Origin of the sequence: Candidatus Frankia nodulisporulans, from assembly GCF_902806475.1 — a bacterium.
GTDB lineage: Bacteria > Actinomycetota > Actinomycetes > Frankiales > Frankiaceae > Frankia > Frankia umida.
Window position 1 is genome coordinate 1 of the sequence record NZ_CADCWS010000145.1, and the last position, 10,826, is coordinate 10,826.

At 70.4% G+C, this 10,826-nt stretch carries 12 protein-coding genes and 2 pseudogenes; 7 read left to right on the top strand and 7 right to left on the bottom strand.

What is annotated here, in order from left to right; translation table 11 throughout:
- Both G6R24_RS13600 and G6R24_RS13605 read right to left on the bottom strand, forming a co-directional pair.
- On the bottom strand, window positions 1–396 hold a 396-nt coding region (locus G6R24_RS13600), incomplete at its 3' end, for a class I SAM-dependent methyltransferase (protein ID WP_163549621.1).
- Window positions 397–822: 426 nt separating this feature from the next.
- Window positions 823–1,110 (bottom strand): EthD family reductase, encoded by a 288-nt coding sequence (locus G6R24_RS13605; RefSeq protein WP_163549622.1) that lies wholly within the window; start codon window positions 1,108–1,110, stop codon window positions 823–825.
- A gap of 302 nt (window positions 1,111–1,412) precedes the next feature.
- Between G6R24_RS13605 and G6R24_RS23335 the strand changes: the two genes are divergently transcribed.
- Together G6R24_RS23335 and G6R24_RS23340 are read left to right on the top strand one after the other, a co-directional pair.
- Window positions 1,413–1,670 carry an LLM class flavin-dependent oxidoreductase gene (locus G6R24_RS23335; RefSeq protein WP_263864058.1) on the top strand — a complete coding sequence of 86 codons (258 nt, stop codon included), beginning with the start codon at window positions 1,413–1,415 and terminating at the stop codon, window positions 1,668–1,670.
- Between the two features lie 46 nt (window positions 1,671–1,716).
- A complete protein-coding gene (locus G6R24_RS23340) occupies window positions 1,717–2,085 on the top strand; it encodes an LLM class flavin-dependent oxidoreductase (RefSeq protein WP_263864059.1) in 369 nt (122 codons plus the stop codon).
- 102 nt (window positions 2,086–2,187) lie between these two features.
- On the opposite strand, the gene G6R24_RS23345 is transcribed toward G6R24_RS23340, so the two are convergent.
- The 5 genes and pseudogenes from G6R24_RS23345 to G6R24_RS13630 form a co-directional block, all read right to left on the bottom strand.
- Window positions 2,188–2,781: an ABC transporter substrate-binding protein gene (locus G6R24_RS23345; RefSeq protein WP_263864060.1), complete on the bottom strand. Its 594-nt coding sequence runs from the start codon at window positions 2,779–2,781 to the stop codon at window positions 2,188–2,190.
- Window positions 2,782–2,881: 100 nt separating this feature from the next.
- Window positions 2,882–3,517, bottom strand: a pseudogene (locus tag G6R24_RS23740) (ABC transporter substrate-binding protein); the annotation flags it as partial.
- A gap of 79 nt (window positions 3,518–3,596) precedes the next feature.
- Entirely contained in the window at window positions 3,597–4,967 is a 1,371-nt protein-coding gene (locus tag G6R24_RS13620; protein WP_163549623.1) for a CoA transferase, read from the bottom strand.
- On the bottom strand, window positions 4,964–6,325 hold the full coding sequence (locus G6R24_RS13625; RefSeq protein WP_225438491.1) for a CaiB/BaiF CoA transferase family protein: 1,362 nt from the start codon (window positions 6,323–6,325) through the stop codon (window positions 4,964–4,966). The genes G6R24_RS13620 and G6R24_RS13625 overlap by 4 nt, the downstream gene beginning before the upstream one ends.
- Before the next feature lie 203 nt (window positions 6,326–6,528).
- Window positions 6,529–7,788 carry an amidohydrolase family protein gene (locus tag G6R24_RS13630; RefSeq protein ID WP_163549625.1) on the bottom strand — a complete coding sequence of 420 codons (1,260 nt, stop codon included), beginning with the start codon at window positions 7,786–7,788 and terminating at the stop codon, window positions 6,529–6,531.
- 185 nt (window positions 7,789–7,973) lie between these two features.
- On the opposite strand from G6R24_RS13630, the gene G6R24_RS13635 reads away from it, so the two are divergent.
- The 5 genes and pseudogenes from G6R24_RS13635 to G6R24_RS23750 form a co-directional block, all read left to right on the top strand.
- Window positions 7,974–8,750: an AraC family transcriptional regulator gene (locus G6R24_RS13635; protein ID WP_163549627.1), complete on the top strand. Its 777-nt coding sequence runs from the start codon at window positions 7,974–7,976 to the stop codon at window positions 8,748–8,750.
- A gap of 373 nt (window positions 8,751–9,123) precedes the next feature.
- The gene (locus tag G6R24_RS13640; protein ID WP_225438492.1) at window positions 9,124–9,786 is read left to right on the top strand and encodes a ferric reductase-like transmembrane domain-containing protein; all 663 of its coding nucleotides are present in this window, start codon (window positions 9,124–9,126) and stop codon (window positions 9,784–9,786) included.
- Window positions 9,787–9,985: 199 nt separating this feature from the next.
- Window positions 9,986–10,240: a ferredoxin gene (locus G6R24_RS13645; RefSeq protein ID WP_225438493.1), complete on the top strand. Its 255-nt coding sequence runs from the start codon at window positions 9,986–9,988 to the stop codon at window positions 10,238–10,240.
- Window positions 10,241–10,296: 56 nt separating this feature from the next.
- A pseudogene (locus G6R24_RS23745) lies at window positions 10,297–10,611 on the top strand (FAD-dependent oxidoreductase); the annotation flags it as partial.
- An 85-nt stretch (window positions 10,612–10,696) separates the two neighbouring features.
- On the top strand, window positions 10,697–10,826 hold a 130-nt coding region (locus tag G6R24_RS23750; RefSeq protein ID WP_338084440.1), incomplete at its 3' end, for an FAD-dependent oxidoreductase.

The window sequence follows — 10,826 nt, forward strand, 5'->3', positions numbered from 1 at the left end:
TGTTGTGTTTTCGGATATTTCAATCCCGGCCAGTTCCTCCGCGGACGCCCGCACTGGACGCAACCCGGGGTCCGCCGGTAGCTGGGCGAGCATCGCCGCGGACGGGTCGACGCACAGTATCGGCGCCGACGGCCGGACGATCTCCCGGACCCGCCTGGTGTAGAGACCCGTCCCACAGCCGATATCGGCGATCCGATCCGCCGCCGTCAACGCGAGCGTGTCGACGACCTCCCGGGCCATCCAGTCGACGAAGCCGCCGCCGTAGTTCCAGTTCCGGTCATACCCACCGGCCAGCCGCTCGTAGTGCGCTGCGGTCCCACCCGACGCCGAACCCTCATGTTCGCCTTGCGTGACGTTCTCACCGCGAGCGGAGACGCGATCACGCGCAGGGTTCACCCCATCGACCACGTTCCATCACCTCCACTCGAGCAGCCAGACGGATCGTAGTCGGTCGACTGCCACAAGACACCATATCGGCCAGAATGACCCAGGCCTCAGCCGGCGCCTCGCGGCGAGGTCCGGACTCCGACCATCCAGCCCACGCGGATCAGCGCAGGCGTTCCCTTCCTCCGGCGCTGGCGCCGGCACCGGCGCCCACAGGCATCGCCTCGAACAGGCCGACAGGCGGGCTGCTCGAGGAGGCAGAAACCCGTCGAGGCGAAGGCAGCGATCCGTCCTCCCCTCCGGCCCGACTGGGAGCGCCATCGGACTTCGCCCCCCTCTGACACCCGCACGAGATCGGCCCTCGGACGTCCTGGGTTTCGTGGGACGCATACGGGGATGTGTCCCACGAAACCGCTGAAGGACGAGAAGGTCAGGCGGTCAGCCGGTCGTCTCGCTGATCTGGACCTGTGCCGGGACGGTGCTGTAGTTGGGCAGGTCGTCGGCGAGGAACTTGAAGTCGAGTTTGCCCAGGGCGGCCTTCAGTTCCTCGAGGGAGCCGAAGGTGACGGTGGCGGAGGCCTCGTGCGGGCCGTCGATGCCGCGGGTGACCTCGACGTCGGAGCGGCCGATGGCGGCGGCGAAGACGGGGATGTGCTTGTCGCGGTAGTAGTCGTGGTCGAACGTCGCACCTTCGGTCTTCGGGTAGAAGACGGTCCACCGGATCACTGCGATCTCCCTGCGGCTCGGGACGCGCGGAATGTGTCGTACGCCTCGTCCCAGTCTGCCCAGCTCACCCCAGGGACTCAACAAATGCCTGGTCGTGGGCGCACGGCAGACCTGACCGCCGGCAGCCGACGGGCCGGCCGGGAGCGCCCCGCCCGCCCCAGGATCGCAACGTGTCGCACGTCACAGATCGAGGGAGTCGGAATCCTGGGCACCTCCCGGGGTGCTGACCCTGCACAACACGGACGGCGACGCGCGCGGCACGGGCGATCCACGCGGCACAGGCAACGATCCACCCAGCACTGATGATCCGCCCAGCACTGATGATCCGCAGAGCACAGGCGGTCCACGGAGTACGACAGCGGAGGCAGGCCCATGGAACTCTGATCCTGCCGCAGCGCAATCCGCTGGTGCTGGCCAAACAGGCCGCGAGCCTGGACGCGCTCAGCGGCGGGCGGTTGCCGCTCGGGGTCGGCCCCGGCTGGCAGGAGGCCGAGATGCGGGCGGCGGCGTGCCCCCGGAGCACCGCGGGGCCCGCACCGACGAGTACCTCGACGCGATGACCTCAAGTCGCCCGAGTTCCACGGCCGCTACGTCGACTTCGCCGATGTGCTGTCCCATCCGCGTCCGACGACACCCGGTGGGCCGAGGATCATCATCGGCGGGCACAGCCCGGCGGCGTACCGGCGGGCCGTCAGCCGCGGGCATGGCTGGTTCGGCACCGGCACCGGCACCGTCGCCGGTCTGGAGGAGGGTCTGCGCGGGTTGGAGAAGGCCGCCGCCGAGGTCGACCGCCCGGCCCGCCTCGGCCGGCTCGAGCTCACGTTCATGCACGCCGACCCCACCGAGATCAGCGTCGACGCCGTCCGGCGGGTAGCCGACCTCGGGGTCGACCGCTACCTCGTGTTCACGACGCCGAGCCGCACGGTCGCCGCCGCCGAGGCCCTCCTCGATCGCCACGCCGACCTGCCCCGCTGAGCCGGTCGCGTCGGTCCACACCTCGATCGCGCCGCCGACGAGGCACAGATGGTCGCGGAAGGTGAAGGTCGGGTCGGCGGCTCGGCCCGCCGGCGCGGGTGGTCAGCCTTCGATCGGGGTGACGCCGACGGGCTTGTAGGGGGTGGGCTGGCCCTTGCCGTCCAGAACCGTCACCAGGGTGCCGCGGACGCAGCCCGCCGGCTGGCGGGGAACCGCCTTGCCATTGCAGCGGAACTTCAGGCCGGACGCGCCCGGAAGGTCCTTCGCCGGCATGGCCTTGATAGCGGCGGTGATGCTTGCCGGGGTGACGTCGCCGGTGAGGCCCTCGGTGGCTGACTGCAGCGCGGCGACGGTGATGAACATCGTGAACGTGCCGGAGCGATGGAGATCGATGTCGTGGCCGTAGGTGTCCACGACCGCCTTGATCAGCCGGCTCGACGGGTTGTCGGTGCCGACGGGTGAGGGGGCCGAGACGGCCAGGCCCTTGAGGGTGGAGCCGGGCACGGCCTTACGGGTCGAGTCCGTGATGCAGACGATGCTCGCGGTCACCGTGCCGGTGAAGCCGACCGCCTTGAGGCCGTTCAGCGCACTGATGCAGAACGAGTCGCTGCCCAGCAGTGTCACCAGACCCGGGTCGCTCTTGGTGAACCGCTGCAGCTGCGGCGTCATGTCGGCGGTGCCGGCCGGAATCGGCACCAGCTCGAAGTCGAGGCCCGCCTGACGGTAGGCGGGCCTCGACGACGCTCTTGTAGTAGGCGGTCACGGTGGGAACATCGACCGCCACCGAGGTGATCTTCTTCAGGCCCTTTTCCCTGGCCTGTTCGACCGGGAGGTTGATCGAGGAGTAGCTGGGGTCGGTCAGGGCGAACGTGGTGTCCGCATCGGCGAGCGGCCCCGGTGCGGAGGTGTTACCGAACAGCATCGGGATCTTCGCCGCGTGTACCGGCTGCCAGATGCTCTCCCCCACCGAGGACGAACCGACGATGACGGCGGCGACCTTCTCCTCGACCATCCGGTTCCCGCAGTCGGTGCCCTTCGCCGGGTCGGCCAGCGCCTCGCACTTGACCAGCCGGATCGGCCGGCCGGCGATTCCGCCGCGGTGCGCGTTGAGCCAGGACACGGTCGCGTCGGCCACCCGGCTCTCATACGCCAGGTCGGAGACCGGACCTTTGCCGTCGGAGACCATCCCGATCCGCACCGGCGTGCCCTTGGCCTCGTCGGCCGGGCCGAGTTCGGCCGCCGTGCTCCCGGCCGACGCCGCGCCGCCGCTGCCGGCCGCGGGGCTGGCGCCGTCCGATCCGTCCGAACCGCAGGCCGCCAGTAACAGCACGCCGACGGATAACGCGGCCGTGGCGGTCAGTACTCGTCGAGGCGCACGGGCAGCGGACCTGCGTCGCCGCGGGCCCGGGCCGGGAAGTGCGGGGTTCCTCATGTTGGTCCCATCTGTCCAGGTGTGATCCGGGCAGCGCGGGGACGCGCCACCCGGGGGTGATCGTCGAGCGGGCTGTCCCTCAGCCGTCGTCCCGGCCGGCGTCCCAACCGGCGGTCAGCAGTGCGGCGGTGTGTTCACCCAGCCGAGGAGCGGGACGGGAGATCCGCCAGGGGGTGCGGCCGAACCGGTAGGGGGCGCCGGGATGCAGCTCGACCCGCCCGGTGTGCGGGTCGGGCAGCTCGACGGCGAACTCGCGGGCGCGGGCATGCGGGCCGCGGATCGCCTCCTCCGGCGAGGCCACCATCCCGGCGACGATCGCCCGACGCTGACAGCCCAGGAAGAACTCGGCGGCGGGCAGATGCTCGGCGAGCAGCATCATCGCGGCGCGGGAGGCGTCCCAGATCGGCTGGGCCAACGGGTCGGTCCCCAGGCTCACGATGCTGACGCCCCCACGTTCGACGCCGAGTTCGAGCAGCACCACGTCCGGGAACGCCTCGCGCAGTCCCACCTCGTCGATCCATTCCACGAGCGCCGCGTACTGCGCGGCGGCCCGCGGCGGGAAGCCGAGCACCACGTACTGCCCGTCGGCGGCGCGGACCTGCGTCTGGTTGGTCGGTGAAGCGGTGGCGTGCCGTCCCGTCTGGCGGGAGACCAGCTGCCCGTCGGCCAGATACTGGGTGGTCGCCAGCTCGCAGGTCACGTTCAGCGCCGCATCGACGCTGACGTCGACATGCTGGCCCCGGCCGGAGCGGGTGCGGTACAGCAAGGCGGTGAGCGTCGCCGCGACCGCGAACGAACCGCCGACGTGTATCGCCTGCCCGCCGAGCCCGCGCACCGGCGGCAGAGCGTGGTCGTCGTAGCCACAGGACAGCACCGGTCCCGCCCCGGCGAGCAGGGTCAGGTCGGTGACCGGCCGGTCCGGGCCCGAGGCGGCCCGGCCGTACGGCGTCACCGTCGTCCACACCAGTGACGGGTAGCGCCGGGTGAACCGCGCCGGGTCCAGTCCGAGGGCGGCCGTGTCGGCGGCCGGCCAGCCTTCCAGCAGAACGTCACAGTCGGCCAGCAGCCGCTCGAACCGGCCAAGGTCGCCGTCCCCGCCGCGATCGCCGTTACCGCCCGTCGGCTCGCTGTCGACGGTTGTCGCCAGGTCCAGGACGATGCCGCGTTTGGAGGTGTTGTAGTGCCGCCAGCTGATGCTGCTCTCCGGGTGTGATGTGCCCTCGACGAACGGGGCGCGCCCGCGGGTCGCCGCACCACCGGGTGGTTCGACGACGACGACGTTCGCACCGAGGTCCGCCAGCAGCTTGCCCGGGTAGGCGGTGAACTCCCCGGCCAGTTCCAGCACCCGCAGCCCGAACAACGGCCCACGCGGGACGCCCCCGGATGAGTCCTGCCGGGCAGCCGAGCCGCCCGGCGCGCCGTTCGGCGGGTCCTGCGCGCGGACGCTCACAGCACACCTGCCGCGGCGAGGTCGGCGAGTTCGGCGTCGTCGACCCCGAGCAGCTGCCCGAACACGAACTGGTTGTGCTCGCCCAGGCACGGCGCGCCCCGACGCAGCGACCAGTCCGTCTCGGACAGATGCACCGGCAGACCCTCGACCCGGGCCGGTCCGATCCGGGAGTGCTCCACCGTCGGCCACAGGCCCCAGTCGGGGGTCGCGGGACGCGGGCCGTCGATCCGCTCGGCGGCCGAGCGCACCGGGCTCGCCGGGACACCGGCGGCCAGCAGCCGGGCGGCGAGCTCCGCGGCGTCGAACCCGGCGGTCCAGGCGCCGAGCAGCTCGTCGAGGGCGTCCTGGCCGGTCAGCCGCGCCGCCGCCGACCCGAGCGTCGTCTCGCGCGCCCAGGGCTGGCCGATCTCGGCGGCGAGCCGGCGCCAGTCGTCGTCGTCGCGGCAGGCCAGGGCGATCCAGCGGTCCTCGCCGCGGGCCGGGTAGATGCCGTGCGGCGCCATCTGGGGATCCCGGTTGGCGTGCACCGTGCCCGGCGGGCGCGGCGGGCGGCCACCGAGGTGGCGCTCGAGGATGTCGGTGCCGGTCAGGGCGATGCCGGCCTCGACCGTGCAGACGTCCACCGCCTGGCCCTCGCCGGTGCGGTCACGGTGCCAGAGGGCGGCGAGCACGGCGATCGCCATCGTGTAGGCGCCCATGTGGTCCATGTAGGAGTAGCCCCAGCCGGCGGGTGGCTGGCCGGGCAGACCCGAGGTGAACGTCAGACCGCTCATCGCCTGGACGATCGGCCCCCAGGTACGGAAGTCACGGTAGGGGCCGCTGCTGCCGAAACCACTGTTCGAGACGTACACGATGGACGGGTTGAGCTCACGTAACCGCTCGTAGGGAAAACCCATCCGGGCGAACACCCCGCCGGCGAAGTTCTCGGTCACCACGTCGGAGACGGCGATCAGCCGTTCCAACAGCTCGCGGCCGCGCGCGGTGCGCAGGTTCAGGGTGACGCCGAGCTTCTCGGGGTTGTGGTTGTTGAAACTGGCGCCGAACTCGATGCCGCGCCGCTCGTCCAGATGCGGCGGTCCGCCGCGGACGATGTCCCAACCACCCTGGTTCGTCGGGTCCTCGACCCGGATCACCTGGGCGCCGAACGCGGCGAGCAACCGGGTGGCACCCGCACCGGCGAGCTGACCGGACAGGTCGCACACCCGGATGTGGCGCAGAGCGTCGCCGCGGCCTTCGAGATCGGGTGGGCAGCCGGCCCACCGGTCGGCCGGCGCGCCGAGCTCCTCCCACGGCGACCCGCCCGCATCTCGCGACCCGCTCGCCTGGTGTGGTCCGTCCGTTAATCGCGGCCCGTCCACCTGTCGCCTCCCGATGCCCGGCGCAGCACCTCTGGAGCAGTGCCTGCGGAGCATCGGTCTATCAAGCGTCTGGTGCGAGAGTCCAGAGCTCGGGCTTCTATGCGTGCAATGTCTGCATATGACAGTCGGATACTGCCGGCCTAGGGCCCCCGGCGTCGTACCCGGGTGACCCGACGAACGTCGGCCACCCGGGTACGCGACGACTACACCGCGCTGTGACGCTCCGCGTACAGCCGTGCCCACTCCTTGCGGGAGCGGATCGCGGTGTCGACGTCGGTCGCCGTCGCCCGCAGCGCGCCCACGTTCGCCCGCTCGCGCGGCAGTTCGGCGAACGGATCCCAGTTGAAGAACCGGCAGGCGTTCTCCCAGGTGATCTTGTTGATCTCCGGGTCGGTGGCGCCCGCGCCGTTGAGCTCGTTCAGGACGAACTCCGGCGCGTTCGGCCAGATCGAGTCGGAATGCGGGTAGTCGCACTCCCAGGCGATGTTCTCGATGCCGATCTCGTTACGCAGCCGCAGCGAGGTCGGGTCGGTGACGTAGCAGGCCAGCGAGTGGTCACGGAAGACCTCGCTCGGCAGCTTGTCGCCGAAGTCGCGGCGCAGCCACCGCTGGTTGGTGTAGTGCCGGTCGCAGCGGTCCAGATAGAACGGGATCCAGCCGATCCCGCCCTCGGAGAAGGCGACCTTGAGATCCGGGTACTCGCGGAACGCCGGACCCCACAACAGGTCCTGGACGGCCAGCACGGTGACCTGGGTGGCCAGAATGATCAGGTTGTCGATCGGGCCGTCCGGCGCCATCTTCAGCGCGGCGAAACCGGAACCGATGTGCAGGCACATGACCACGCCGGTGTCACAGAACGCCTGGAAGACCGGGCCCCAGAAGGCCGGGTCGTGGTAGCTGGGCAGGCCCTCCAGGTGCGGCAGCTCCGGCATCGTGACCGCTCGGGCACCCTTCGCCGCGACCCGGTGGATCTCGTTCACCATCAGCTGGCTTTCCCACGTCGGCACCAGCGCCAGCGGGATGAAACGACCCGGGTAGGTGGCCGCCCACTCGTCGATGTGCCAGTTGTTGTAGGCCTCGACCATGCGCACGGTGACGTCGGACTTGTAGTGGTTCAGGTGACCGGCGCTGAACCCGGTGAACGTCGGGAAGCACATCGACGCGACGATGCCGTTACGGTCCATGTCGCGGACCCGGTCGTGGATGTCGTACACCCCCGGGCGCATCTCGTCGAACTTGGCCGGCTCCATGCCCCATTCCTCGGCCGGCCAGGACACCACCGCGTTCAGCCCGCTGACCCCGGTCACCCGACCCTGGTAGATCCACTGGTCGACGCCCTGCTCGTTGCGCACCACCTTCGGCGCCTGGTCGGCGAGCTTCGCGGGCACGTGGTTGCGGAACATGTCCGGCGGCTCGACCACGTGGTCGTCGATGCTCACCAGCACCATGTCGTTGACGTCCATGCCAGTCCTTTCTCGCGGTGTGACCGGGCATACTCTCTGATTCAGTTGTACGCTGTCGAGCCGTGACCGTCTCCGCGCCATCGGCCAGAAGCCATGCGATAACGGTCAGGACGGCCCGGCTCTCCTCGCCGGACGGCCCCCGCGGGGCCGCCCATCACGGTCCGCACGGCCGATCCAACCAGGGCCTGGTCGACCTTCGCCAGGGCGGGCGGGGACTGGGCGGGTCGTACGCCTGGGACGGGCCGCACCTGGTCACCGGGTGGCACTCGCACGACATGCATCAGATCGAGTACGCGATCAGCGGTGTCATCGAGGTGGAGACCGCCGCCGCACACTATCTTCTCCCCCCGCAGCAGGCCGCCTGGATCCCCGCCGGGCTGGAGCACTCCGCGACGATGAACTCCTCGGTGCGTTCGGTCGCAGTGCTGTTCGACCCGTCCCTGATTCGCTCCCCCGGCGACCGGGCCCGCATCATCGCCGTCCCCCCGCTCATCCGGGAGATGGTGATCTACGCACAGCGCTGGCCGATCAACGGCGCCCAGCCCGACCCGGTGGCCGACGGGTTCTTCCGCACGCTCGGCCACCTGCTCATCGAGGCGCTCGACCAGGAAACGCCACTCGACCTGCCCACCCCGACCGACCCGCTACTGGCCGCGGCGGCCACCTACACCCGCCAGCACCTCGAAGCCGTCACGGTCGAGCAGGTGAGTCGCGCCGTCGGAGTCTCCGAACGCACGCTGCGCCGCCAGTTCCGCGCCGAACTCGGCCTGTCCTGGCGGGACTACCTGACCCGGGCCCGACTGCTGCGCGCGATGGCGCTGCTGGCCGAACCCGGCCCGTCGGTGTTGGAGGTGTCGAACGCGGTCGGCTTCGACAGCCCCAGCTCCTTCGCCCGGACGTTCACCCGACACTGCGGCGAGAGCCCGTCGGACTACCGGCGCCGCGTCACCGCCCGCACCTGACCTCGCCCACCGCCACCATCGTCCTCCTGGTTTCCTGACCCATCTGAACACAGACACAACAGGCGGCGCACATGAGTCATCCAGTTCACGCTGATTTCGCAATCAACCATCACGGATGACCCGTGGGCTGCGCGGATGTGTGGGCTGACCGTTGCCCCAAGGGGCGAACAGGCCCGATCGACCTGGCACCAATCGATTCTTTCTGCTAAGTTCGTCCGCATACCGTCCGGGGGGATAAATCCCGGCGAGGTATCCGTTGACGCACGTTGTCCCGGCGTACAGCGCTCCGGATTACCGCACTCCGGATTACCGCACTCCCGCAGCTGGAATTCGGCCGCATCCACCTCCGACACACACTGGCTCCCCGACCCGGGTGACCGCCGCGCTGGGGGCACCGGCTGCTGTCGGTGCCGACGCCCGCCTACCGCCACAAAGGCCCGGTGTCACGACCGACGCGACACTTGGCCACATCGCCGGAATCATCGGCTATGCGGCATTCTTTTTCATGACGGCGACGGTTGTCTGGGGAATTCTGCTGGCCACCCGCGTGCTGGATCGACACGTCCGTCGGCCGACCCTGTACGGCGGGCACATGACGCTTGCGATCCTGGCGCTCGCGGCGTCCGTCGCCCATGCTCAGGTGCATTTCTTCCGCCATGACGCCTACTACGACGAGGCCAGGATCTGGATTCCGTGGCTCGGCGGCGCCACATGGGCGGTCGCTGTCGGCATTCTGGGCCTGGAGCTGGTGATCGCGGTCGCGGTGTCAATCTGGTTCCAACACAGGATCAGCTACCGACGATGGCACCGGTTCCACTGGTTCGCCTATCCAGGATTCATCCTGATCGCCGTGCACAGCACGGTGGCGTCACGTGAGACGTCATTCAGCATCATCTGGGCGGCAATGGCCACCGTGCTGTTCGCAGCTCTGCTGGCTGGCGCCATGCGGGTGCTCTCACCTGCCATACGCCGAGAAGCCGAAGATCCGTGGTTCGATCTCGTGGAGGAATTCGAGAATGGTATCCATCGGCGGTGACACCAGCGTGACGGTGGACTTCCCGGACGGCCTCTCGGTCGCCGAACAGCCGGTTCCGGCATCAATGCCGATATCGATCCCGGCGGTGGGGCCGGCGGGGACGCCGACGGATCCGATACTGACGACCGGGCCGCTCGACGTGGCACCGCTGACGGATCCTGGCGGCTACGGCGGTGTCCGGCGAACCGGCCGTCCACCCGTGTTCGCGCCGAACGAGCGGCGCCACCACAGCCGGCTCCCCCGCAGGTCAGGCCGGCCGACGGTGAGCGTCGACAACAACCGGTGCCGGCTGTACGCGATCTGCCAGATGGAGGCCCCGGCGAGTTTCCTGGTGGCCCGGGACGGCCGGCTCTACTACGACGCCGCGCCGGCGCCCACCGAGTTCACCCGCGTTCGCCAGGCGGCGCGGCTGTGCCCCACGCAGGCCATCGCGCTGCGGGCCGAACCCCGATGACCCGCACGGCGCGGCGGAGGTCGGGGCGGGGCTGCACCGAGTTCACCCGCGCGCTGATGGAGGCGGGGCGCAACCGGCGTGACCACCAGCCGCCGCGCCGCCAGGTGGTGATCGTGGGCGCCGGCATCGCGGGCCTACGGGCGGCCGAGCGGCTGCGGGAACGCGGCTTCGACGGCTCGATCGTCTTCATCGGCGATGAGCCGCACAAGCCGTACAACCGCACCCCGCTGTCCAAGCAGCTGCTCGCCCAGACCGGACGACTCTCCGACCTGCGGCTCCCGGTCTACTGGGAGCTCGACGCCACCTGGCGCCCTGGCACCCGCGCCCTCGGGCTGGACGTCGCCCGCCAGCGTCTGCTGCTGCCCCGCGGTGAGGAACTCGCCTACGACGGGCTGGTCATCGCCACCGGCGTGGAAGCACGGCACCTGCCCGGCGCCCCCCTGTGGGTCGGAGCACGTGTGGTCGCTGCGGGATCTCACCGACGCGCGTGGACTGTCGCGCCGCCTCGCCCACGGGGTGCGCCACGTCGCCGTCGTCGGAACCGGGTTCATCGGCTGCGAGGTGGCGTCCAGCCTGCGTAAACAGG